This window comes from Pseudomonas sp. SWRI50, assembly GCF_014269095.1.
GTDB classification, from domain to species: Bacteria; Pseudomonadota; Gammaproteobacteria; order Pseudomonadales; family Pseudomonadaceae; genus Aquipseudomonas; species Aquipseudomonas kermanshahensis.
In genome coordinates this window covers 1-22,602 of record NZ_JABWRW010000006.1, presented here as the reverse complement: position 1 = coordinate 22,602, position 22,602 = coordinate 1, and the positions used below count along the sequence as shown (strand labels likewise).

Annotated in this window: 31 protein-coding genes and 1 pseudogene; 8 read left to right on the top strand and 24 right to left on the bottom strand. The window is 60.7% G+C overall.

Annotation, left to right across the window (positions count from 1 at the left end; all coding sequences use genetic code 11):
* Positions 1 to 2: 2 nt before the first annotated feature.
* The 3 genes from HU750_RS08645 to HU750_RS08635 are packed head-to-tail and all read right to left on the bottom strand — an operon-like array spanning position 3 to position 3,523.
* Positions 3 to 1,202: an LLM class flavin-dependent oxidoreductase gene (locus tag HU750_RS08645; RefSeq protein WP_186678626.1), complete on the bottom strand. Its 1,200-nt coding sequence runs from the start codon at positions 1,200 to 1,202 to the stop codon at positions 3 to 5.
* Positions 1,203 to 1,214: 12 nt separating this feature from the next.
* On the bottom strand, positions 1,215 to 2,438 hold the full coding sequence (locus tag HU750_RS08640; RefSeq protein ID WP_099429799.1) for a lipase family protein: 1,224 nt from the start codon (positions 2,436 to 2,438) through the stop codon (positions 1,215 to 1,217).
* Between the two features lie 11 nt (positions 2,439 to 2,449).
* Positions 2,450 to 3,523 carry an ABC transporter substrate-binding protein gene (locus tag HU750_RS08635; RefSeq protein WP_186678624.1) on the bottom strand — a complete coding sequence of 358 codons (1,074 nt, stop codon included), beginning with the start codon at positions 3,521 to 3,523 and terminating at the stop codon, positions 2,450 to 2,452.
* Between the two features lie 332 nt (positions 3,524 to 3,855).
* Between HU750_RS08635 and HU750_RS08630 the strand changes: the two genes are divergently transcribed.
* Complete coding sequence (locus tag HU750_RS08630; RefSeq protein WP_099429798.1) at positions 3,856 to 4,920, top strand: sigma-54 interaction domain-containing protein; 1,065 nt, start codon at positions 3,856 to 3,858, stop codon at positions 4,918 to 4,920.
* Positions 4,921 to 5,064: 144 nt separating this feature from the next.
* Here the strand turns inward: HU750_RS08630 and ttdB are convergent, their stop codons facing one another.
* Entirely contained in the window at positions 5,065 to 5,673 is a 609-nt protein-coding gene (ttdB, locus tag HU750_RS08625; protein WP_186678620.1) for a L(+)-tartrate dehydratase subunit beta, read from the bottom strand.
* Positions 5,670 to 5,765 (bottom strand): annotated as a pseudogene (locus tag HU750_RS27415) (L(+)-tartrate dehydratase subunit alpha); the annotation flags it as partial. The pseudogene HU750_RS27415 and the gene ttdB, both read right to left, overlap by 4 nt.
* A gap of 265 nt (positions 5,766 to 6,030) precedes the next feature.
* Here HU750_RS27415 and HU750_RS08615 point away from each other — a divergent pair.
* Complete coding sequence (locus tag HU750_RS08615) at positions 6,031 to 6,510, top strand: cysteine hydrolase family protein (RefSeq protein WP_027593733.1); 480 nt, start codon at positions 6,031 to 6,033, stop codon at positions 6,508 to 6,510.
* Positions 6,511 to 6,607: 97 nt separating this feature from the next.
* Positions 6,608 to 8,461 carry a DUF3857 domain-containing transglutaminase family protein gene (locus HU750_RS08610; protein WP_186678619.1) on the top strand — a complete coding sequence of 618 codons (1,854 nt, stop codon included), beginning with the start codon at positions 6,608 to 6,610 and terminating at the stop codon, positions 8,459 to 8,461.
* Positions 8,462 to 8,496: 35 nt separating this feature from the next.
* Here HU750_RS08610 and pbpG read toward each other — a convergent pair whose 3' ends face one another.
* The 11 genes from pbpG to HU750_RS08560 form a co-directional block, all read right to left on the bottom strand.
* On the bottom strand, positions 8,497 to 9,420 hold the full coding sequence (gene pbpG, locus HU750_RS08605) for a D-alanyl-D-alanine endopeptidase (RefSeq protein WP_027593731.1): 924 nt from the start codon (positions 9,418 to 9,420) through the stop codon (positions 8,497 to 8,499).
* A gap of 131 nt (positions 9,421 to 9,551) precedes the next feature.
* Positions 9,552 to 10,685: a tyrosine-type recombinase/integrase gene (locus tag HU750_RS08600; RefSeq protein WP_323055819.1), complete on the bottom strand. Its 1,134-nt coding sequence runs from the start codon at positions 10,683 to 10,685 to the stop codon at positions 9,552 to 9,554.
* The gene (locus HU750_RS27550) at positions 10,586 to 10,930 is read right to left on the bottom strand and encodes a hypothetical protein (protein ID WP_265967390.1); all 345 of its coding nucleotides are present in this window, start codon (positions 10,928 to 10,930) and stop codon (positions 10,586 to 10,588) included. The genes HU750_RS08600 and HU750_RS27550 overlap by 100 nt, the downstream gene beginning before the upstream one ends.
* 37 nt (positions 10,931 to 10,967) lie before the next feature.
* Positions 10,968 to 11,291: a hypothetical protein gene (locus HU750_RS08595; protein WP_186676579.1), complete on the bottom strand. Its 324-nt coding sequence runs from the start codon at positions 11,289 to 11,291 to the stop codon at positions 10,968 to 10,970.
* Between the two features lie 55 nt (positions 11,292 to 11,346).
* On the bottom strand, positions 11,347 to 11,721 hold the full coding sequence (locus HU750_RS08590; protein WP_186678612.1) for a hypothetical protein: 375 nt from the start codon (positions 11,719 to 11,721) through the stop codon (positions 11,347 to 11,349).
* Positions 11,718 to 12,068, bottom strand: coding sequence for a hypothetical protein (locus HU750_RS08585; protein ID WP_186678609.1), 351 nt, complete (start codon positions 12,066 to 12,068; stop codon positions 11,718 to 11,720). Before HU750_RS08585 ends, HU750_RS08590 begins: the two co-directional genes overlap by 4 nt.
* Positions 12,065 to 12,448: a phage protein NinX family protein gene (locus HU750_RS08580; RefSeq protein WP_186678605.1), complete on the bottom strand. Its 384-nt coding sequence runs from the start codon at positions 12,446 to 12,448 to the stop codon at positions 12,065 to 12,067. The genes HU750_RS08585 and HU750_RS08580 overlap by 4 nt, the downstream gene beginning before the upstream one ends.
* Positions 12,445 to 12,834, bottom strand: coding sequence for an ASCH domain-containing protein (locus HU750_RS08575; protein WP_186678600.1), 390 nt, complete (start codon positions 12,832 to 12,834; stop codon positions 12,445 to 12,447). The genes HU750_RS08580 and HU750_RS08575 overlap by 4 nt, the downstream gene beginning before the upstream one ends.
* A complete protein-coding gene (locus HU750_RS08570) occupies positions 12,831 to 13,034 on the bottom strand; it encodes a hypothetical protein (protein ID WP_085273464.1) in 204 nt (67 codons plus the stop codon). Before HU750_RS08570 ends, HU750_RS08575 begins: the two co-directional genes overlap by 4 nt.
* Positions 13,031 to 13,327, bottom strand: a complete 297-nt coding sequence (locus tag HU750_RS08565; protein ID WP_186678596.1) for a hypothetical protein — start codon at positions 13,325 to 13,327, stop codon at positions 13,031 to 13,033. The genes HU750_RS08570 and HU750_RS08565 overlap by 4 nt, the downstream gene beginning before the upstream one ends.
* A complete protein-coding gene (locus tag HU750_RS08560) occupies positions 13,324 to 13,917 on the bottom strand; it encodes a hypothetical protein (protein ID WP_186678594.1) in 594 nt (197 codons plus the stop codon). The genes HU750_RS08565 and HU750_RS08560 overlap by 4 nt, the downstream gene beginning before the upstream one ends.
* A 127-nt stretch (positions 13,918 to 14,044) precedes the next feature.
* Here HU750_RS08560 and HU750_RS08555 point away from each other — a divergent pair, with 127 nt between their 5' ends.
* Both HU750_RS08555 and HU750_RS08550 read left to right on the top strand, forming a co-directional pair.
* The gene (locus tag HU750_RS08555; protein ID WP_186678593.1) at positions 14,045 to 14,251 is read left to right on the top strand and encodes a hypothetical protein; all 207 of its coding nucleotides are present in this window, start codon (positions 14,045 to 14,047) and stop codon (positions 14,249 to 14,251) included.
* Between the two features lie 114 nt (positions 14,252 to 14,365).
* Positions 14,366 to 14,668, top strand: a complete 303-nt coding sequence (locus HU750_RS08550; RefSeq protein WP_186678582.1) for a hypothetical protein — start codon at positions 14,366 to 14,368, stop codon at positions 14,666 to 14,668.
* 44 nt (positions 14,669 to 14,712) lie between these two features.
* On the opposite strand, the gene HU750_RS08545 is transcribed toward HU750_RS08550, so the two are convergent.
* Entirely contained in the window at positions 14,713 to 15,621 is a 909-nt protein-coding gene (locus HU750_RS08545) for a hypothetical protein (RefSeq protein ID WP_186679066.1), read from the bottom strand.
* Between the two features lie 244 nt (positions 15,622 to 15,865).
* Positions 15,866 to 17,809 carry a DNA cytosine methyltransferase gene (locus tag HU750_RS08540; protein ID WP_186678580.1) on the bottom strand — a complete coding sequence of 648 codons (1,944 nt, stop codon included), beginning with the start codon at positions 17,807 to 17,809 and terminating at the stop codon, positions 15,866 to 15,868.
* A 158-nt stretch (positions 17,810 to 17,967) separates the two neighbouring features.
* Here HU750_RS08540 and HU750_RS08535 point away from each other — a divergent pair, with 158 nt between their 5' ends.
* From HU750_RS08535 to HU750_RS08525, 3 genes are all read left to right on the top strand, one after another.
* Complete coding sequence (locus HU750_RS08535) at positions 17,968 to 18,378, top strand: hypothetical protein (protein WP_186678578.1); 411 nt, start codon at positions 17,968 to 17,970, stop codon at positions 18,376 to 18,378.
* A gap of 7 nt (positions 18,379 to 18,385) precedes the next feature.
* Positions 18,386 to 18,838: a hypothetical protein gene (locus HU750_RS08530; RefSeq protein WP_186678576.1), complete on the top strand. Its 453-nt coding sequence runs from the start codon at positions 18,386 to 18,388 to the stop codon at positions 18,836 to 18,838.
* 362 nt (positions 18,839 to 19,200) lie between these two features.
* Complete coding sequence (locus HU750_RS08525; protein ID WP_186678574.1) at positions 19,201 to 19,464, top strand: hypothetical protein; 264 nt, start codon at positions 19,201 to 19,203, stop codon at positions 19,462 to 19,464.
* A 37-nt stretch (positions 19,465 to 19,501) separates the two neighbouring features.
* On the opposite strand, the gene HU750_RS08520 is transcribed toward HU750_RS08525, so the two are convergent.
* The 6 genes from HU750_RS08520 to HU750_RS08495 all read right to left on the bottom strand — a co-directional run.
* Positions 19,502 to 20,107 (bottom strand): hypothetical protein, encoded by a 606-nt coding sequence (locus HU750_RS08520; protein WP_186678572.1) that lies wholly within the window; start codon positions 20,105 to 20,107, stop codon positions 19,502 to 19,504.
* A gap of 257 nt (positions 20,108 to 20,364) precedes the next feature.
* Positions 20,365 to 20,553 carry a hypothetical protein gene (locus tag HU750_RS08515; protein WP_186678569.1) on the bottom strand — a complete coding sequence of 63 codons (189 nt, stop codon included), beginning with the start codon at positions 20,551 to 20,553 and terminating at the stop codon, positions 20,365 to 20,367.
* A 93-nt stretch (positions 20,554 to 20,646) separates the two neighbouring features.
* Complete coding sequence (locus HU750_RS08510; protein WP_186678566.1) at positions 20,647 to 21,192, bottom strand: hypothetical protein; 546 nt, start codon at positions 21,190 to 21,192, stop codon at positions 20,647 to 20,649.
* Positions 21,189 to 21,458 carry a hypothetical protein gene (locus HU750_RS08505; RefSeq protein WP_085273453.1) on the bottom strand — a complete coding sequence of 90 codons (270 nt, stop codon included), beginning with the start codon at positions 21,456 to 21,458 and terminating at the stop codon, positions 21,189 to 21,191. Before HU750_RS08505 ends, HU750_RS08510 begins: the two co-directional genes overlap by 4 nt.
* Before the next feature lie 19 nt (positions 21,459 to 21,477).
* The gene (locus HU750_RS08500; protein WP_016487862.1) at positions 21,478 to 21,861 is read right to left on the bottom strand and encodes a response regulator transcription factor; all 384 of its coding nucleotides are present in this window, start codon (positions 21,859 to 21,861) and stop codon (positions 21,478 to 21,480) included.
* A 6-nt stretch (positions 21,862 to 21,867) separates the two neighbouring features.
* On the bottom strand, positions 21,868 to 22,602 hold a 735-nt coding region (locus tag HU750_RS08495; protein WP_186678563.1), incomplete at its 5' end, for a ParB/RepB/Spo0J family partition protein.

The following is a 22,602-nucleotide window of genomic DNA, read 5'->3' as shown; positions in this document are numbered from 1 at the left end:
CGTCAGCCTCCGTTGCTGGCGTGCAGTTGCACGGGGGTGGGCGCCGGGCGGGCGAGGGCGGCGCGCTGGCCACGGAAGTGCGGCAAGATGTGCTCGCCGAGGCGGTAGGCTTCTTCCAGGTGCGGGTAGCCGGCAAGGAAGAACAGGTCGATGCCGATGCCGTGGTACTCGCGGATGCGCGCCACCACGTTGGCGTAGCTGCCCACCAGCGCGCAGCCTGGCGGGATGCCGATATAGCCGAAGCCGGTCCACACGTTGGGGTGGATGAAGAAATCGTCGAAGGCCGGTTGCTCGTCCTTGTCGCTGTAGCCGTGCTCGTAGCTCAGCTTGCGTGCCGTGCGTAGGCCCGCGTGGGCGGCGCGGGCCTTGACCGTGCCCTTGGCCACGCCTTCGTCGAAGAAACGTTTGGCCTCGGCCCGCGCGGCCTCTTCGGTCTCGCGGGCAATCACGTCGATGGACAGGCCAAAGCGAATGTCAGTACGCCCCCACTTCAAGGCGCGGGCGCGGATGTCGGCGATCAGCGCGGCGATCTCGTCCGGGTGTTCGGCACGCATCAGGTAGAAGTCGGCATGCTTGGCGGCAAACTCGCGCGCGGCCAGCGAAGAACCGGCGGTGCAGATCAGCGGCAACTCGGCTTTTTTCAGCGGCCCGCGCAGCCCGCCGCCCTCGGCACGGTAATAGGTGCCCTCGTAGTGGAATTGCTCGTTGTGCCAGTAGCCGCGTACCACGTCCATGAACTCGGTGGCGCGGGCGTAACGTTCGTCGTGGCCCTCGAAGTCGCCCACCTGGCGCTGGATGGCATCAGAGCCGCCGTTGATGATGTTCCATACCAGCCGGTTGCCGGTGGCGCGCTGGTAGGTCGCGGCCTGTTGCACGGCCACCCAGGGCGTGTAGTGATAGGGCTGGAACGCAGTGACGAACTTGAGCGTGCGGGTTTCCCGTGCCAGCAGCGAGCACACGGTCCACGGCTCTTCGCCGGTGGGCGCATTGACCATCAGTGCGCCGCCGAAGCCGTTGATTTCCGCAGCGCGGGCGATTTGCCCGAGGTAATCGATGTAGGTGAAGTGATCACCTACCGCGAACCCGGACACCGCACCGCTGCTGTCGCCACCTGCGTGCCAGTCGCCGCGGTTGCGCGGATCGCCAGGCAGGTACTGGGTTTCGCCATGCAGTGGCAGGCGGGTAAAGAATTCGATGCTCATGGGGTGGCCTCCTTACTGGACGCTGGGGCTGCAGTTGGGCGTGACCGGTTGGCCGCTGATGACCTGGCGGGCGAAGGGGATCGAGTCCTTGAGCGAGGCGTTGACCGTTTCGCTATGGCCCAGGCCTTTGTACAGATGGCCCTGCACCACCGAGCCGGCCTTGCAGGCATCCTGCATCAGTGCAACCTGGGTCGCGGCGGCAGGGGTCTTGTCCTCGGCGCCGGTGCCGATGAAGATCGGCTGGGCCAGTTTGAGGGTGGGGTACGACACTTGGGCCAGCCACGGTTTGAGCTGGTCGCCCTGGTAGTCCTTTTTTGCGTTGGCGGGGGTCAGGCCGGTGCCGACCACATCACTGACCAGTGCCGACAGGCAACTGGTGCGCGCCTGCTCGAACAGCGGCAGAGCCTTGTCGGTGTAGAAGTCGCGCGGGTCGATGCTCGGGTCGTACTGCTGTGCGGCGAGCAAGGTGTAGAAGCCGTAGGCCAGGGCCGGGTCGACCTTGTTCTGGTCCTGCTCACCGACGTTTTTCGACCCCACGGTGTAGATCACGCCGGTGCCGATGCTGCCCTTGACCCCCAGTTTGGGTGCATAGGTTGCGGCATAGGCACCGGCTGCAAAGGCACCGGCGCCACCCTGGGACTGGCCGATGATCAGGACCTTGTCGGCCAGCCCCGGCACGCCGGCGACCACGGCCTTGGCGGCATCGAGAATGCCATAGGCGGCCATGCGGTTGTTCAGCAGCGGGTGGCCACCGGGCACACCCAGGCCTTGGTAGTCGGTGGCGACGATGGCATAGCCCTCTTCGAGCCAGCGGTTCAGGTACTGCACATCGCGGTAGGAACGCCCGGCCCAGGACGGTGCGCAAATATCCGCCACCCCGACGGTGCCGTGGCCCCAACTGGCGACCGGCCAGCCACCGGCGGGCGCCGGGCCCTTGGGAATGAACAGCGCGCCAGAGACCACGATTGGCGTCTTGCCGTCGATGCCGTCCAGCGAGGTGTAGAGGATGCGCTGGGCACTGGCGGCGTTGGGCAAGCTCAGCGCTGAGTCCAGCGGCTCGCTGCGCAGCAGTTTACCGGGGGTGGCCGGGATTGCCTTGGACCAGGTGTAGAAGCTCGAAACGCGGCCGTCGCCTTGTTGCGGGTCGGGTTTGGGGGCGTAGGTGTCGGCGGCCAGGGCGCCAATGGAAAAGGCCAGGGCACTGAGGCCGAAAACGATGGAAACAGGCAATTTCATGGAAGATGTTCTCAAGGTTGTTGGCTGATTTGAGCGTTCAGGGACGGCCAATAGTGGGTGAGCTGCAGGTCGATGAGCGCCTGGCGGGTGAAGCCTGTGGCCAGGTCGCTGCTGATGTCGTAGGGCGTGCGGATCAGGCGGTTGGCCAAGGCGTATTGGCCCAGGGCGTCGTAGTGGGCTTTGAGTTGGGCATCGCTTTTCGGCGCCCAGCGCGCTTTCCAGGCAACCGGGTCGTCCTGGTCATCGCGGCGCAGCACGCTTTCGGCCACCCCGGCGCGGGACGACAGCGCGTAATAGGCGTCGCGGTTCTGCGCTTGGGAGATCCACCAGGCCGCGCGCACCCAGGCCGTGGCCACCAGCTGCGTAAGGTCGGCGTGCTGCTGCACGAAGCGGTCGGTGCCCCACAGGTCGGACACCAGCCGCCAGTCGTTGGCGCCTTGCTTGGTCGACCAGAGAATCCGCGCCACGCCTTTGTCTTCCAGGGCGTAGGCTTCGTTGAGCAGCACGGCGGCATCGACCTTGCCGGCCGACACGGCGGCGGCACCGACCTGCGGGTTGAGGTTGGCGATCTTGAAGTCGGTCAGCTTGAGGCCCTGGCTTTCCAGGAAGTTGCTGAAGGCAAATTCCCAGGGCCGCCCGCGGTGCAGGGCCAGGCGCTTGCCTTTGAGGTCCTGGATGCTGCGCACCGCAGAGCCGCTGGGCACCACCAGGTAAATGTTGTTGCCGCTGCCACCCGGCACGATCAGCTTGCCGGGCACTTGGCTGGCGCCAGCGATGACCGAGGGCAGGTCGCCGCGTACGGCGAAGTCCAGGCTGTCGTTGCTGAAACCTTCGTTGATTTGTGGCCCGGCGCCGGCGTGGGGCAGGGCGGTCCATTGCAGCTTCACGCCGCGGGCGGCCAACTGCTGTTCGAGCCAGCCGTCTTCGATCACCCGCCCCGGGATGCCCCCGAAGACCGGCGCGCCGCCTTGGGTGAAGGCAACGATGGCGATGCGCACCGCTGCCGTTGGCTCGGCGGCCAATGTGGTCAGGCTGAGTAACAGGCCGCCCAACAGGGCCAGGCCGTGACGCCAGAGTGTGTTCATGTGCGGCTCCAAACAAGGGTTCAACAGGTCTGGGCCGCGTGCTGCAGCGAACCAGGCATTGCCAGGCCAGGAGCGAAATGCATGCCAGTCTTCGAAAAGGCGGCTGCAGGCCTTTAACGGCGGGGCCTTCAGCACATGGGAGGGGCGCGGCGTGCAGCCCAGCCTGCTGATCGGCACGCAGGGCAGTGCTGGCGCGTTGCTGCTGCAGCAGCAGTCGGTTGTTGGAATATCAAATATTCAAAAATGGAATATATAAATATTAATTAATAATTTTTTGATCTAATTTGTTTCGGGCACTATGGGGCTGCGCGTCAATTGCCAGGAATGCCCCCATGTCGCTGATCACCCACCCTAATGCCCGAGAGCTGACCAAGTCGGTACGTGCCACCGTGCTTGTGTTCAAGGACCCTCGCTCCCAGGAGCTGCTCAGCCGTATCGAGCGCCTGGCGCCCAGCGAGGCCAATACCCTGATCATCGGCGAAACCGGAACCGGCAAAGAACTTGTCGCTCGCCACATCCATCAGCTGAGCCGCCGTGGCCGCGAACCGTTCGTGGCGGTGAACTGCGGTGCCTTTGCCGAAACCCTGGTGGAAAGCGAACTGTTCGGCCATGAGAAAGGGGCGTTCACCGGTGCCACCTCGAACAAGGCCGGTTGGTTCGAGGCGGCCAATGGCGGCACGCTGTTTCTCGACGAGATAGGTGACCTGCCGTTGAACATGCAGGTGAAGTTGCTGCGGGTGCTGCAGGAGCGCGAAGTCGTGCGGCTGGGCTCGCGTACACCGATCCCGATCAACGTGCGCCTGGTGGCCGCGACCAACGTCAACCTGGCCGACGCCGTGGTGGCGGGGCATTTTCGCGAAGACCTGTTCTACCGCCTGCACGTCGCCACCATCCGCCTGCCACCGCTGCGTGAGCGGCCCGGCGACATCCTGCCCTTGGCAGAATTTTTCATCGAAGAGCATTGCCGGCGCCTGGGTTATGAACGTGCGTCGCTCAGCCCGGATGCAGAGCGCAAATTGCTGGCCCACAGCTGGCCGGGCAACATCCGCGAGTTGGAAAACGCGATCCACCATGCCTTGCTGGTATGCCGCTACCAGGTGGTAGCGCCCGCAGACCTACACTTGGTGGACATGAGGCCGCAAGGTGCGGCCCAGGTGTATGCCACGCAGGCCAACGCCCCGGCCGCGCTCGCGGCGCCGCCTAACCTTGAAAGCGCCTTGTTGGCGTTGTTCGAGCAGAACGTGCCGAACCTGTATGAGCACATCGAGGAGACGGTGTTCCGGGCGGCGTATCGGTATTGCCACGGGAACCAGCTGCAGACCGGGCGGTTGTTGAACATCAGCCGCAACATCGTGCGGGCGCGGCTGGAGAAGATTGGCGAATTGTCGAAGGCATGAGGTGCCTGTATCGGGGCTGCTGCGCAGCCCATCGCCGGCAAGCCTGGCTCCCACAGGTACTGCACATGGCTTGAGGTCTGTGCAGTCGAGGTGGGAGCCCGGCTTGCCGGCGATGGGCCGCATAGCGGCCCCGATTTGGCGCGGTTATTTGATAAAGCGAACCTGGCTGTTGATCTTCTCGATCACCGCCCCTTTGCGCGCGTTGAAGCGGGCCTTGTTCTGTTCGAACAGGTTATTGCCCTTGGTGTCGATGGAAATGATCAGCGGGCCGAACGCCCGTACCCGGTTGACCCACAGGGTTTCAGGCATCCCCAGGTCTTGCCACTCGGCACGTTCGATCTCTTCTACCTGCGTTGCAGCCAGCACCGCACAGCCCCCTGGGAACACCGCATGCACGGCTTTGTTTTCCAGGCAGCCGGTGGTGGTTTCCGGCCCCATGCCGCCTTTACCAATGATCAGCTTGACGCCGGTTGGCTCGATGAACTGCTTTTCGAACTTCTCCATGCGCATGCTGGTGGTCGGGCCAATGGACACCATCTCGAAACTGCCATCGTCTTTTTTGCGCACGATAGGCCCAGCGTGGAAGATCGCACCGCCGCGCAAGTCAACCGGCAACTCTCGCTTGAGCTCGATCAAACGACGGTGCGCGACGTCGCGGCACGTCACCAACTGGCCGGTGAGATAAACCACGTCGCCGACATTGAGGTTGGCCAGGTCTTCGTCTTTGATCGGGGTGGTCAGGATCTTTTTCACAGTACTACCCCTTTGTGCGAGAGGATGTCGTAGGACAGGTCGGCGTTGATGCGGATCTTGCCGCGGCGGTGCGCCCAGCAACCGGTCGATACCGGCGTGGGGTTGAGTGCAAATCCATTGTGCGGGCTGCCATGGAAGGAGAGTGGCGAGTTTAGCGGCGAAGACGAGTAAGCTGCGAGCAGTCATCCGACTTCGCCTTGCTCGGTATCGTTGGTCCGCACCCAGTTGGGCCGTATCAGCATCGCCCATCAAGTAAATGGCGAGTTCGATGCGGGCCATGCAGGCACTGTTTTCAGCAAACCGCAGTGCTGGCACCACGTTATACTCGGCGCTTTTTGCCCATGGCCGGAGACCCTAATGCGCCAGGTTTTGCTCATCGTCGATGTTCAATCCACTTTCAGCCCGCCCGAATGGCTGGTCGACGGTTTGCGGCGGTTGTCGGCGAATATCCCGACCATCGCCTCGGTCGAACTGCACGATGAGCAGGCCACGCCGTTCCAGCGTCAGTTGGGCTGGCACCCGGCAGCCGAGGACGAGAGCCTGGTCGAAGCGGACCAGGTGTTCGTCAAGCATGGCTACGGGCAGACCGTCGAAACCCTCGAATACATCAAGCAACTGGGCGTGGAGCGGGTGCTGGTGTGCGGCATGCAAACCGAAACCTGCGTGCTGGCCGCAGGCTTTGCGCTGTTCGATGCGGGGCTCACGCCAACCCTGGTGACCGACATGACGGTAGGGTCGTCGCTGGACAGGTCCGGGAAGATGGGCATCGACTTGTGGAAGCACCACTTCCGCCAGGTGACGACGTCTGCCGAGGTGCTGGCCGCGCTGGCAATGTGAGCACAGGAAGTGCAATCATTTTGCCATCTTGCCACGCCAATGAGTATCATTGTCGATTGATGGCAGCCTCGATACACCTCGATTGAGAAGGATCTCCATGCTGAAACAGTCTTACCTTGTCGCCGCTATGCTGCTGCCGCTTGCAATGAGCTGGTGTGGCTCGGCGCAGGCCTTCACCGATGGCACTGACCGCTCCGTGACCTTGGAAAAGGTCGAGCAGACCTTTGTCGTGCAGAAGGATGGCAGCCACCGCCTGGACGTCGACAGTGTCTTGCTGATCAATGACGAACGCGCCATCAAGGCCCGCGCCCAGCAGCCGGTGAGCTTCAACCGCTCGCTGGAAACCCTGGAAGTGATCGAGGCCTACACGCAAAAGCCCGATGGGCGCAAAGTGCGGGTGGATGCCGCGCACATCAAGGAACAGCAAGAGCAGGCGTCTGCGCAGGCGCCGATGTTTCAGGACAGCGTCAACAAGGTCATCATCTTCCCTGAAGTTGCGGTGGGGGATCGCCTGGTTCTGCATTACCAGCGCAACCGATTCACGCCGCTGTTCCCGGGGCAGTTCGAAGACATCACCGTGCCGGAATTCCACCCGGTCGAGCAGTTCACGCTGACCTACGACATGCCCGAGGACATGCCCCTGCAAGCGGACGCGCGCAGCTTCAAGGCGTCGATGCCGGTGGCTGCACCCGGGCGCACGGTCTACCGCTGGGACTACGTGCCGGCGGACCGGGCGCGGATCGAGGCCAGTGCGGTGTCCTACCTGGACTACGGGCATTATCTGGCCGTCTCGACCTTCACCGATTTCAAACAGTTCGCCGAGGCCTATCAGGCACGGGCCAAGGTCGAGGTCACGGCACCGATCACCGAGTTGGCGCACCGTCTGACGGCCCACTTACCTACCGCACGGGAAAAGGCGCTGACGCTCAGCGACTGGGTGCGTGAGAACATTCGCTATGTCGCCGTGTATATCGGTGCCGGCGGGGTGGTGCCACATGCCGCGCAGACCGTGCTGGACAACCGCTACGGTGATTGCAAGGACCATGTGGCACTGCTTGAAGCGCTGCTGACGGCGGCGGGTATCAAAAGCACGCCGGCCTTGATCAACCTGGGCAATGCTTATGTGTTCCCCAAGGTCCCTGCGCTGGGGGTGTTGAACCACGTGATCACCTACGTGCCGAGCCTGGACCTGTACCTGGACTCGACCGACCCTTCGATTGCCGCAGGCTACCTGCCGCTGGGCACCTTGAACAAGCGCGTGCTGCTGACTGCCACAGGCGAGTTCGGGCGTACCCCGGCCATCCAGCTCAACAAGGTATCCAGCGACCTGAAGTTCAAGGTCAACGGCAAGGGAGCGGCGGATTTCACCAACGTTGCCACCGTGCAAGGCTGGGCCAGCGAGGTTAGCCGTTATGGGGTTAAATCGATGAAGCCGGCCGACCGTGAACTGCTCGTCGAAAAAGTGCTCGGCGCCTATGGGCAGCGCGGCAGCGGCACGTTCGAGGTACGCCCGCCGAGCGCCACTGGCGAGTTTGTCAGCACCGTTGATGGGCGCACGGAAAACCTCGTCAACCTGCCCGGGCCGGTGGGGGTGGTGGCCTTGAGCAGTCTGGCAGGGGGCATCTCGCAGAACGTCTACAGCTTTGCCATGGAGAAGGAACGCAGCCAGCACTTCGTGTGCATTTCCAACGACACCGTGGAAACATCGCGCTTCGAATTCCCATCGGAGGTCAGCGTGCTGGCGATCCCCAAACAGGTGCGTCTGCAAGACGCCAATGTGGAATACAGCGCGCGTTACGCCCAGGAGGGGAATGCGGTGGTGATCGAGCGGCACTTCAAGTTCAGCCGCCCGAACGTGGTGTGTTCACCCGAGGATTTTGCCGCCATGAAGCCGACGCTCGAGGCGATGGTCAAGGACCTGCAGAGCCAGATCATCGTGCAAGCGAGCTAGCCCCCAGGTCGTACGCCAACAGCAACGCGCCTGGCTTACTCGGCCGCCAAGCGCCCCTTCACCCGGTCAGCCTTGTACTGCATGGCCACTGCTGGCGCAGGCTTGGCTGCACCGGTTTCCAGCCACTGACGCATGCGGCTGGCATCGGCGAAGTGGGTGTACTTGCCGAAGGCATCGAGGATCACCATGGCCACCGGGCGGTTGTCCATGCGGGTCAGCAGCACCAGGCAGTGGCCAGCCTCGTTGGTGAAGCCGGTCTTGGTCAGCTTGATGTCCCAGTTGCTCTTGTTCACCAGGTGGTCGGTGTTACGGAAGCCCAAGGTGTAGTTGGGCGCGCGGAAGGCCACGGTCTTCTCGCGGGTGGTCGACAGTTCGCTCAGCATCGGGTACTTGCGCGACGCCATCAACAGCTTCGACAGGTCGCGGGCGCTGGACACGTTCTGCGTCGACAGGCCAGTCGGCTCGACATAGCGGGTGTGCGCCATGCCCAGGCTGCGGGCTTTGGCGTTCATGGCCTTGATGAACGCCGGGTAACCGCCGGGGTAGTGGTTGGCCAGGCTGTTGGCCGCACGGTTTTCCGACGACATCAGGGTAATCAGCAAGGTCTCGCGGCGGTTCAGCTGGCTGCCCAGGCGCACCCGCGAATACACACCCTTCATCTCCGGGTTGTTGGCGATGGTCATGGTGAGCATTTCATCCATGGGCAGCTTGGCGTCCAGCACCACCATCGCCGTCATCAGTTTGGTCACCGAGGCAATGGGCACCACGCGGTCGGCGTGGCTGGCATACAGTTCCTGATTGGTGTTCAGGTCGATCAGCAAGGCGCTGCCCGAAGCCAAGTGCAATTTGGCCGGGTCACGTTGCACCTGGGCCGGGGGTTGTGCAGCAGCAGTCGACGGGAGGGTCGCGGTACCTGTGAGCAACAGCAGCAGGCTGAGGATGGACAGGGATGTTTTCACGTTGAGGCTCACTAAAAGTTGGTATGTCGTTGGCTGTGCAAGGGTTTTCCCCCAAAAAACCGCTGCATTGTGGAGTATGGCCTAAACCGTGTCGAATGCCTTATGACTAAAGGGCGTAACGTGAACGAAATTTAATCCTGTACCAATTCTGTACCAATTACCTGCTGTTCAAGCTTGGCCAATTCGGACCAATCGTTGGCTGAATTCAGCCACTTCGCGTACGTCGTCAACAGCACCTGGACCGAATGCCCAAGCTGCCCCGCGATGAACGCAGGGTTCATCCCAGACATGAGGCACATCGTGGCATATGTGTGCCTGCAGTTGTACTGAGGGCGCGCAGGAATCTTCAATGCCGCGATAGCCTCATTAAAGTGTACCCCGGGAGTATCGGTGCCCTTCATGTACGGTGATGAGCCGGAAGGCTGAAATACGTAGGATGACTCTGTAGAGACTCGGCGCTTCTGCCTGGATCGATAGTGTGCGATCTCCTTTGCCTTGGCCAGGGCGCCCAAAGCTCGACTGTTGAGCATCACGGTCCGGGTGTACTTCGTCTTTGTACGTTCGACCACTTGCTTTTCCACCACGATCCGGCAGATGTGTGCCGTCCTCTTGTTGAAATCAATCTCGTCCCAGCGCAGCGCCATGACCTCTCCAGTACGCATGCCAGTGTAGAAGGCAAACTCATAGAACGCGGCGAATACCTGGTTGCATCGGGAGAAGTTCGCATACATCCACGCGATCAGAGCATCAGCTTCTTCCACCGTGAACGGATCCACCTGCTTCTTGTTTTTCTGAGGCAGTTGGATCGCAGCAGCCGGGTTTCTGTCTACCACCTCGTCATACACCGCTGCTCGGAACATCGCCTTGACTCTGGCGATAGCGGCGCGTTTGACTGTCGAACTCTTCCACTGGGTCTTTGCGACCACCTCCCTCAGCACCATCGGTGTGACCGCCTTGATCGGCAGCGTTGCCAGATGGGGCATCCAATAGTTGTTCATCAACCCCTTGTAGTTGACGCGGGTGTCGTGCACCACTTCCAGGCTATTAAGCCAGGTCTGGGCGTACTCGCCGAACATGATTTCATTCACATGCGCGAGATAACTGGACGTGGGGAATAGCTCAGCATATCGCTTCTCGTCCAGCACCCCGTGTTTGGCAAGGCTGATTACTTGAGCGCGTAAATCGGCTGCCGCTTTGATCCCCTTGGCGGTTTGGGGATACGCGAGAGTTTCGGACCGACGCTCACCGTTCCAAGTAAAACGGATCCGGATGGATTTACCGATGAGTTCAACTCCAGTGGGTAGCCCCAGCTTCCTTCCAGCCACGCTTCGTATCTCCTGATGCTGTAAAAAATCCGGCCGTCGATCTTCTTCCAGACCCCCTCGGGGATCACGCCGCGGCTTCGCTTGCCTTCCAAGGCTCGCTTGGTCGTTCCGACCAGCTCGGCCATTTTCTCCTCAGGGACCTTGTCGGATACATAGGCCACCGGCTGACGATCTTCGTTTTGCATAATGGTCTCCACGCCGCCGGTGGCGGCAGGTTGGTGGTCAGTCGACCTGGTAGTAGACGTAGCAGTTGACGCCCTGGTCCTTGAGCGACTTGTGCATTGCCTGCACGCCCGCGCTGTGCTGGTTTCCCTGGCCTGGCCAAGGTGTGTCCAAGTGGACGCCTTGCTGGTGGTAGCGGCTTTTCTTCTGGACGTAACCGGGCAACCCCTGCAGTTGGCTGGGCCGAAGGCCTGGCACCGGAATCACTACGCGGTCCAAGTTGGCGCTGCCGCCGTCGTCGGTGCACGCAGCCGCTGCGGCTTTGCCGGCCTCGATCGCAATTCGGACCTTTGCAGGCAGGCTCGAGAGTTCATCTTTTGTCATGGCGATAGCTCTCCATGCCCGCGCGGGTCGGCGGGCTTGAGTATTAGGGGAGGGGTTAGAGAAGATGGGCGCCGGCTTCTAGCAGGCCGTCTCGGTCTTCTCGCAGCAGCTTGTTCTCGGCGCTCAGCTGGTCGCGCTCCCTGATCAGGGCCTTGATAGCGGTTGAGATGTTGCGGTGCCCCAGCTCGATGGTGATGGTTTGGGCCTCGTCGAACAGCTTGACCTTCTGGTCTCGCTCCTCGGCTGCGCGCCTGGCTAGCTGCTTTTCACGGATCTTGAGGCAGCGCTTGCAGGTGACGTGGCGCCAATCGCTGGTCAGCTGCTCGTCTTCCATTTCACCATCGGTACCGCACAGCACGTCTTCTGGCGGGTCTGGATCGGCCTCGGTACCGCCATCCCACTCGTACATGTGAACAGCGCGCCTGCTCATGGTTGTTTACCCTGTGCGCGGCTTGCAACGCCATCCATTATGGCGATCGACATACGCCGGCGCTCCTGCACCGCCGGGCTGTCGGGGTCGTAGTTGGCGCCGAGGTAGGCCTTAGGATCCATGGCCATGGCCCGCTTCACCCGCGTGAAGTTCTCGTCGCGTTGCCATAGGCCGCTCCAGGTCAAGAACGGCTTCTTGCACTTTTCCTCACCTTCGGCCAGCTTCCAGATGGCTTGGCGGTCGAAGGTCATGAGCATGTCCATGGCGCAGACGGCCAGCCGCAGATCGTCATAGTCTGGGCGCTCGCCGGATTTCGCGGCTTCGATGATTTCGCCAAGGGTCTTCATGGCATCAACTCCTTCGGCACCTGGACGGTATCGCCGAGCTTGGCGGCGACGATGGCGCGGCAAGCGGCGATTAGGTGGGTCAAGCCGTCCGCGTCGCCTGGGGTGTCATCCAGCCCGGTGACGGCAAAGAATGAATCGGAGTACAGGCCAAAGCCGACGCGGTATTTCTGAACCAGCAGGCCGCCAAGCGCCCAGTCCTCCCAGGGGTTATAGCGCTTGCTGTGCTCGATGACTTCGCCACGATAGGTCACGAACACGCGCCACCCGTTGCCGTAGATCGGAGCCGCCAGGTCGAGCTCCAGCCCCTCAGCCTTGCCCACGGCCCACCCCAGCGCCTCGCCTGCCAGCTCGGCTGTCTTCACTTCGATCAGGTCGGTCATGAATGCACCTCGGCAGGAACATCAAAGAACCCCAAGCGCCCATTCATCGGGATAAACGGCAGCGGTTTTGGATCGCGCAGCACGAACCCTTTCTCACCCATGTACCAGGGCGAGTCACTAGTATCGAGGCTATCAACCAGCTCGACCGAGCCGATGATGCCCCCGCGCTCCAAGTCTTCCATCATGGGCAGTCCTCTCAAGACGTCGAAGCTTGCTGCGCCGCTGACGACCTGGAGAGCCGTCATGTACTCAGCCTTGGTCATGCCCTTGGCTGCATGCACTAGGAAACGGCCTCGGAATTTTGTGTGCCAGGTCCGGTTCTCAATATCCTTGCCGCCATGGATGATCAGCCAGGCCCATGGCTGTCGAATTGAAAGTGCCTTCACAGCTGATACCTCTCATCAATCCAGCGCCCAGGCGCCAGAGCGGGTGTAGGTTCGGGTTGGGTTTCGTGCGGGGAGAGCTGGCGCTCGTGATGGGTAACGCACGGCGCCGCCTGCTCGTCCTTGTGCTGGCTCATCCAAGAAGCGCCGATCAGTGCGCCGATGGCGCCGTATGTGAGAACTTCAATCAGCCAGCCGATCATGGCTGCACCTCGGCGTTGTAGCGCTTGTAGCCCTCGCCGAACTCCCAGCAGTAGGTCACCGGCCATGCGCCTGGCGTGCCTTCCTCGACGAACACGTATCGGTGCGTAAACTCGCCCGAGCGATCCGGCACCGTCTTGCACCATTTGTGCTGCGGGCCGCCCAAGAACCAACCCGGGCATTCCTTCACGGCTTCAGCCATGAACACATCAAGGTCGTGATGGCCCTTGCTCATTGCGATGTAGGTGTTGCTGCCGACGCTCTGAACGTCCAGCGGATACTGTTTCAGCCTCATGGTTTAACCTCGCGGCGCGCCCACTGCACATGCGGGCCGTCTTCCGTGTCGAAGATGCCCATCAGGAACCACTCAGGGCCAGGCGATTCAGGCTCCCAGCCGTTGCAGTGGCCGGCGCCGTCAAAGTACGGGTGCTCAACCAGATCTGAATCCATATCCCAGGTCTTCAGTTCCAGACCTTGCTCAGCTGCCCAGGCCTTGTACGGGGCTGGGTCTTCAGTTGCGCCAAAGTCAGGAATGCCCGGGTGGTGCCACCATCCGTTCTCGTCGCGCAGAATGAAGGCTGGCTGAATCAGCTGCTGGCGATCAAGGCGCTCAATCTCGGCCAGGATCAGCGCACCGGCCTTCACCATGTCGCGGCGGCGATCAGCGCTTGGCTTGAAGGTACTTTGGCCCCAAGGCCAGTCGGTGCTCATGGTGCCAGCTTGGCCCGCCAGTCGGGCGTACACGCTCGCCGCCCTAGCCAGCTCTCCAGACGCATAACCATCGTCGCGATACAGCGAGAAACCTTCGCCGCCTACCTGCCGTTGGCGCTCGAGCACGACATCCAGCGCCGCGCGGTTAAGGGTGATTTCACTTTTCTCGGGCATGGCGTTTCCTTGGCCCCCGTTTGGCGGCCTGTTAATAGGTTGACTGGAATTTATTGACTTATGCTGGCCTGCCGCGGTCCACCGAGAAAGGGCATCAGTTGGCTGCCCAATCTGTTGGGTGGCGACAGTGGATAAAGTAAATAGAGAAAAGCAGTTCCGCGCTTACGAGCTGCTTCGCAAACTTGACACGCAGACTGCCACAGCGATGAATCAGGTGGCCTACGGCCATATTGTCGGTGCTGAATGGGGTTACATGTGCAGCGAGCATCGCAAAGCGTTCGAAGATTGGATGATATTTGCATCCACGATTGAAGATTCAGAGGACAGCGCCTAGAGCCGCGTATCCGATACGGCCCACGAAACACCTTGCTTTATTTGATTTGCGCTTCGCCTTCGCTATGGTGACTATTACACCCCCATGAAAAAACGAGAGTCGTAGGAGTACGGCATGCGAATTCGCGGTGATGTTTTTTGGTCCTGGGCTGACCCGACGCTTCACCACAGGACTCATGACGAAACACTCGATGACGGAACGTTCATAGATGTCCAAGTGCGACTGTCGCGAACGGGCAACACGCAGATGTTCATCGGCGTCTATGCGGCATCTGGCGCTGCGATCCACGAGGAAGCTTTCGACTCCAGGCCAGGCGAATCGATGACCAGGGCATTGGCCTGGGGTGTAGGGCGTGCCCGCCGGATTGCCACCGAAGGCCTGGCTGCAACGGACAAGATTGCGGCCTGCTCGAAATAGAGGGGAGAGGGGTTACAGCGGGGTGGAGTACAAATGTGCTCCGATCAGATCCGGGCGGCGGTGATGGCCTTGTACTCGGCCATGAGATCCTCAGGAACGCCGGACTCGGTGAGGTACTCAACGAAGCGGTCCATCCAAGACTTCTGCGTGGTGATGAGGGTGCGCAGCTGCTCTTCCTTACGCTCAAGCTGGATGATCTGGTGCGCGCTGTACCGGCACATCTCAAGTTCGCTTGCTGCCGCAGGATCAACATTGAAATGCTGGCGAAGATCGTCCTCATTCCAGTGGCTGCCGTAGTCGCCGGTGTCGGCAATGGCATGGCTGCCGATGAAGTCATCCAACCCTGTTTCGGCGTCCAGCTCGGTGATCATCTCGACCACTTCGGCGCGGCCTTGTGCTCGAGCGACCAGCAGTTCCTTCTTCAACCGCCCAACCTCGCCAGGATCAGCGTGGGTATAGAGCGGCCCGATCTTGGCGATTTCGTCGAGGCATGCGCGCCATCCATCTGTGTAGCCTTGATCCCAGTCGTGGCCCGCGCTCAGCTTGGCCTTGCAGGCCGGCAGCGCCACGGGCTCGCCCGGGTACTGTTCGACTGCGCCCGTGAGTGGCCCGACCGGCACCACCGGCAGCCCGGTCGCCGCCGCATCCCTCTCTGCCTCTTCTTTGGTCCACCAGATGGCAGTACCAACCATCCAGGCTATAGGCTCGGGGTGGGGCTGCGGGGCTGGCGCCTGTCCAGCGATCTGCGCGACTCCAATCCGAAGGTGCTGGCGAGCTTGGGCATGTGCCATTTCGTGAGATGTGGCTTCGCGAACCGAGTAGGGCAGGCCTCCATCAACTTTCCTGAACACCCAGCCGTAATGGCTGAAGTTCTTGTCCATCTGGATCAGGTGCAGGCCGTCGTCGCAGGCTATCCAGCCGTCGGCGTCGTTGGATGGGTTTTCTGTGGGCATAGCATTCCTCTGTGCCGGACGGTCCCGGCTACTCTGGATGTGATGTGGATAGAGGGAGACCGGCGATGACAACCAAGTTCACCTGCCTGAAATGCGGAAAAGAAACGGATGCTGAGATGGATCACGATCGGGAAATGGACCGTCAGTCTTTCTACTGCCAGCAGTGCGGAGCCAAACACGTATGTGTCATGGAGACACGTGCACCGGGCGGCCCCGTAGAAATGCAGTTCCGGCTTGTCGAAGACTAGGCCGCTGCAGCTTGTTGGTCAGATACACGCCAAGGGTCGTTGGCGCGAGCTAAGGCAGCCATTGGCGGCGGGCTGACGCTATTGCCGCACATGTGCACCTGCTCGGTCTTGGTGAACGGCTTGCCGTCGGCACCCTTGTCGATGATGTAGCTGGCCGGGAAGCCTTGGGCGCGGTATAGCTCGTGCGGCTGCAGCATACGCAGGCAGATGTCGACGATCACATAGGGCGTGCCCCTCACGGACACGGTGACCAGGCCCAGGCGGTCCTTGGTGGTCACCGTGGGCGCTGGCGAGTCGCAGGCGCTGATGTTCTCCGTCCCGTAGTAACTGATCAGGAACGCGGCGACGCGCAGGGCGCCTTCCTCATGCTCTGGCGATAGCTTGTACTCGACTAGGGCGTGATGCTCGGCGCCGGCGGTCATGGTCGGTACCGGCTCATCTATCGCCCGCCCTACGCAGTTGCGGCGGAGGGTGGCCAGGCTGGCCGTTACGAGGCGCTGCTGGCTGCCGGTGTTGGTGACCGTCGTCAATGGCTCGTCCGCCCCCTTGGCTGGCGTGGTGTTGAATCCGCCATTGGCCTGCTCGATGAAGGCTGTGCACACGCCCATGGCATGGGCCGCACCCGCAGGCCGCTTATAGTTGCCGCCGCTCGTGATTGTCGGCACCGGATCGGTGATGGCTGCTCCTTCGCTGTTGAACCTGAACTTGACCAGATGCGCCGATGCCAGCGCCCGGTGACTTTGGGTCATCAGGGTGCCCATGGGCTGGTCAGCTGCTACTGGCTTACCGGCATATACCGGGCCGCCGGCCCCGACCATCACCGGGCTGGCCATCATCAGTTCGCCACGATTGGCTGCAGTTACCGTTGGCAGCGGATCGCGCGGGTTGTTCACTCGGTCGGCGCCCTGGTGTGTTGCTGGAAGAATCACCGGGCTTGCCATGGCGAAGGATCCACCGCGGGGCCAGGATGTGACAGTGCGCAGCGGCTCATCTGCCGACTGGGCAAGTTCGCCCGACCAGTTCGCAATGGGCACGATGAAGGGCTGCGGGTTATCCAGCACAAACTTCTTCATACCCTTGGCTACTCGGCGCAGCGTGGCATCGGCCAGCGCCTTCTTGCGGCCGAAGATGCTCTTGCTCGGCACGCTCCAATCGATGCAGTCGGCGGCGGTGCGCCACTTCTGCTGGCCCTTGACTGGGTTCTTGGCATGGGTCGGCTCTGGCCACACGATGGGCTGGCCGTCGCAACGGGCGATCATGAACAGGCGTTCCCGACTGGTGGGCGCGCCGAAGTCGCAGGCCTTGATGATCTGCCATTCAACCTGGTAGCCCATGCCTTCGAGCAGATGCACAAACCGGCGCCAGGTGATGCCGCGCCGCTTCTGGTCGGGCACCAAGAACTGCTGTTGCACTGGCACGCGTTCGCCGACGGCGGCCACGGTGCCGTCCAGCTTCATCACCCGGCCGGTCGCCTTATCGCGCTTCGCCATCAGCGGGCCCCACTGCAAAATCTGCTTCACGTTCTCCAGGCTGATCACTCGGGGCTTCTTCTTGCCAGCCCACTTCAGGCCGATCCACGACAGGTTGCGGATCTCGCGCTTGCGCGGCTGTCCGCCGGCGGCCTGGCTGTGATGCGTGCAATCGGGGCTCATGTGGAACCAGCCCACAGCCCGGCCCTGGCACTCTTCGTTCGGGTCACCCTCGAACACGTCGGTGGTGAAGTGACGCGCTGCCGGATGGTTAGCGGCGTGCATGCTGATGGCCGCCGGGCTGTGGTTCTTGGCCACGGTCACGGGCCTGCCCAGGCCCATTTCCAGCCCGGTACCGGCGCCGCCGCCACCGCAGAAGAAGTCGACCACGATCTCATCGTCCTGAGGGTCGAAGCCAAGTCCATACTGGGTTTTGAAGTCGAGGTGGTTCTTTTTTTGGAATGCAGACATGGGCGGTCCTCGCCGGGACTGGATTAATGAGGAGTGGTAAGGTAAAAGGTAGAAAATCAGGAAGGGTTACAAATGTCCCCACTTTCGTGATTGAAAAATATCGATAACTGTTATTCGTGGCTTAGAGGTGGTTGGTGGATAAAGGGCAGGTTGCGATAGTGGATGAGCGTAAATCTACTAAGTATGAGCGGCTTCTAAAGGAAGCAGGATTTGAAGTGCTAAGTGTTTACGACGATACTATATTTTTTAAGTTGATTAGTTATGGGTACTCGCTGGATCTTGATCCTGGCTCGCCTGAATATTTGTCATTTAATCTTGGTGCGGCTATAGATGATGGTAAGAATAAAGATCGCGCTGCTAGGTATGAGCTTCTGCAATTCATTAATGCCGGTTATAAGTATGTGAAGTGTAGCTTTGGAGAGTCTCATAGTGGCGCTGAGACCATACAGTTTTCTTGTGATCTGATGTTTATTAGCGATTCAGATTTCAAAAAGTGCGCTCATACTATTGTGGGTACTTTGGATAACGCTTATATCTCGGTCAGTGCCAAGTTCCCCGATCTTGTATAGGTGAGTCATGTCTAAAGATCAGGGCGATAAAGTACTCTCTTTGACAGATGCTTCAGCTGGTTTTGTTGGGGCCGCTTTTCTGTATTTTATTCAAAAACTTCCTGATACAAGCGACGCTAAACAGTTATTATTGTATTCCATGACCGTAGTGGCTCTGGCTGCAAATAACGTGTTCTCGATCGCTTTTGGTTGGGGAAGGAAAAAGATACAACATCGCGCTTTGAAGATTCAGCATAAGGATTTGTCTACAGAGTACGCTGAATATAAGAAAAATGATGATCCGGATCCGGAGATCATGGATGGGTTCAACTCTGCAATCAAAGATACACAGTTGGCTATTTTGAAGAATTTGTCATCTAATTCTGAAGGCGCCGGTCCATCAGTTGCGCAACGGAAGCCGGTTACACGAAATCGAAATACGAACCCAAGTAAGGCAACTACAGAATCTAATAAAAAGTAAATAGCTTAGCTATGTGTCATGTTGCTTTCGGCTGATTCCAGGCACCGACGACGGCAAAGATCTTGGCGGCCTCTGCCTCGTCGAGCGTTGTATCGGTAGGGATGGCGATCCAGCCGGCCGCCACCAGGTGATTGGGGGGGCGGGGCCCGCAGGTCCGCGAAGGTTTTCTCGATCACCTCCGTCAGGTTCTCACCCCTGCATTAGGCCAGCGGTGCCGTCGCCCACAGGGATGGAGTCCTGCTGGGGCACGACTTCGTCCTGGCGTGAAGGCGCCGCCCTCGCCGGGGAGGCGTTATCGTTGAATAGGGGAAGGTGCTGGTTGTGTTAGATTTCAGTTCCAACCCAGCTAGACAGAGGCCGATATGGTTAACGTTGTGGAAGTAATTCTTGAGCTTCGGGCCGACAGCTTCATCAATAGTGGGCGTGTCACCGCCGGCCGGGTGGTTCAAGCCACCAAGACCGGGTTTTTTACGTGCCAAGTAGAGGCTACGGTCAAAGGTGTCGCCTTGCCTTCCGGCCCATATGGCCATGTAGATGAAGCTCGAGCTGCTCTTATAGATTTCTGGGAAAGATGCAACAAAGCACTAGAAAGCTACCCTTACTGGACTGATCTGGACTACATCTGATCCGTTGGAGATAGGGTCGACGGCCTGCACTGACTGCTCAGGAGGCGTAGGTCCGATCAAAGTCGTTGGCCGGATATCGAGGTCGCTCGCGGAACTCCTTCAGCGCGACCTTGTAGCTGGCCTTGGCTTCCTTCAGCGTCGGAGCCCACTCGCCGACTACTTCGAGCGTTTCGTAGGGAGACCACCGCGCGAAGTCGTAGTGGCGTCGGTACTGCCGGTATGTGCTCCCGCGAGGGTAGCGCACCATCCGGTACTCCCGTGCACCCCACTCGCCGCGCTGCTGGTACTGCGGCATGTTGATGCCGAGGAAGTGAGCGAAGCCGTCGTAGCACTCGCACTCATCAAGGTAGGCGTCGAACTTGGTACGCTTTTGAGGCGGGGGTGCCGGTGGCAGCTTGTCCAGGGCGTACTGCTTACCCTCGTCAGTGGCGCGATACACCACCTCGTCCTCGGAGCAGAAGGCCGGGGCCTTGCCGCGCGTCATCAGGCCGGCCGCCACCAGTACATCCAGGTTGTTCGAGTCGTCGTAGCCTGGGCTGGTGAGGAAGTGGTTTCGGCTGATGTCGCGGCGGTCTGAGCGCTCAGCAGACAGGCCCAGGGTGTGCCAGAGCAGGCCGAGCTGCTTCTCGGTGGCTTCTATCATGGCTTTCTCCATGCATGCGCCGCCCTCCGTGGCCGGATGCGTCATGGTGTTGGAATGGGAATTGCTCTACCCCTTAAACATTGAGAACTTTGGGGGAGCGCGGTTATGACTGATGACGATTGCCGTTACATGATCTTCGTTGTGGCTGCTGTGCTGATGCTTACTTTAGGGGCGACCTGGGTGTTTCTTGAGGCCATCAGCTGAGCCCGCCCTTGGGCTATTGCACACCCAGACCTGGGCCAGATGCGGCATGGTGGTTACTTGAGGATTGCGCGCGCGCAGGCCTGAATTTCGATCCAGAGCGCTGAAGAGGGCCGCGCTTCGTACTTGGCCAGTGCCTTGGCGATGCGCACGGCCAGTTCTTCCTTGCTACCGGTGGGGTCTGGCGGCGATTGATGTGCAACCTGGATAGGTAGGTCGAATTGGCCCGGAAGGTCGACTCTCATGCGTCGCGTCTCCTCGATCTTTTGCGAGCCCGCTGGGCGGCAGATTAATGTGCTGCTGGCGCCGGCCGTGCCGGACGCGCGCGGTGATGCGCTTCATGCTGTGTTGGCTTCTCGCTTTTCGGCGGTGGTCGGGAAGTTGATCTCGAACTCACGCAGCAGCCGCTTTAGCTGCTTGTCGGAGATCTTCATCAGACGCACCACCTGATATCTGGTCATGCAGAAGTTGCGGTAGGCGATGATCTGATCCGCTTTGTTCCTGTCGGCCACCGGGTCGCTGAGCTTCTTGCCCAGGTTGCCTTTGCCGCGCCTTGGATCTCGCTTGAATTTGAATTGGCCGTCCAAGGCGTAGCGGCTCAGGCAGCTCAATGAAAGGCCGGTGTATGCAGCGGCTTCGGCATAAGTCATGCGCTTCGCCAGCTCACGGACCTCTTCAATGCGCATCTGGCGTCTTTCAGTGCGGGTATTCAGCGGAGCGGCTTGCGCTCGTGCCGGCTCAAGATCACGGTGCGCGCGCCGCGGCACATAGCCTTTGTGCGGCAGGGTTTGCACCTGGCCGCCGTCGAGAAAGAAGCTGTCGATGCTCGCATTGAGCTGGGCTAGCACTGCACTGCGCTGCTCTTGATTTGGGCTGCCGATCATTGGAGTCCGCCTCCCTTGCTCGCCGCACCTGCCTCCATCGCGTTAACAAAGCGCATGACGGCCCGATAGGTGAAGGCGTAGCCCTGAACGGCGCCAGTGGAGATCTCCACAACATCCCATTTTCCGTCCTTGCCCGATGCCTGGTACCGCGGTGCGGGCTGGTTGACCTTGGCGTGCGCCTCGGCCCTCACTGACTTACTGCGCTCGAGCAAGGCTGCGAGCACGGCAAGCTTCTGCTCGAAAGCAGGGTGCATTGCTGTCTGCATGGGGTGATCCTCGGTAGGGTCAGGCGTGGTACTCGAAGGCCTCGGCCTTGCGAACGATTCGAACTTGGGCGGTGCGGCGCTCCGGCGCGCGGCGATCGCGGCGCATGGGGTCGCTGTCGTCGATCACCGCGTGCATGGTGATGAGCGCGGCCAGGGCGATGCAGATCGGGCTGATGATCTGTTGGCGCATGGCCTTGGTGACCGCTTCAATGCGGCGGCCGGCCTCCAGCTTGAACAGCGCGGCCTCGATGCGATTGGCTACGGTGCCCGGGCTTACCGCCATCTGGCGGGCGATTTCTTTGGTGGTGAGGCCTTGGGCCACCCACAGCAATGCTTCGAGCTCACGGGGAGCCAGCGCCTTGCCGAGCTGGCCAATCCATGACCCGCAAGTGATCGTTTCCATGAATTGTTATCTCGGTTTGGCGCCGTCCAGGGCTTCGCGCAGCTGAAGGACGAGCGCAGTGGGAATGACGAGGGAGTGGCTGCCCTCATCGATCGAGTTCAGCGATGCAATTAGATTGCGTGATGCGGAGTGCAGTGCTTCAAGCCTGGACTTCGGTATCGATGGGCCCTTCATAGATCCTGCGGTAACTCGCTTTTTACCGCTCGCCTGGGCCTTTTCCAGCTCAGCGCCCAGTACTTGCCCTGCGCCGTCGCCGTGTTCCCGAACAACCTGTGCAGCTGTCGTAGCTGAAACGTGGCCGGCGGCTACCAGGTTCTGTACATCGGTGTTCGCGTTTCCCACTGTGAGCACCTGCTCCACATGCTGACGGGTTTTGCCGACCTTCTTGGCAATCTGCTCAGGAGTCCAGCCGAATGCCCTGAGCCGCTTGTAACCTTCAGCGAGCTCAAGCGGAGACAGCTTCTCGTTCTCTTGACTAGTGATAATCCTCGCAACGCGATCTGCATCGCTGCCTTCGAACGAGTTAACTGGGATCCACGCTTCCAAGATTGCCGGGTTCGCTTTGCTCGGCGTTCGTGGCAAACGTCCAGCGTTGTCCAGCTTGAGTAGCGCCCGTCGTCGACGGTGGCCTGAATCGCCCCTGGTTTCGTAGACACCTCCAAGCCTCATAATGAGGCCCAAATAGGAGGTGCCATGAGTCGTCAGCGTTACCCCGAAGAATTCAAGATCGAAGCGGTCAAG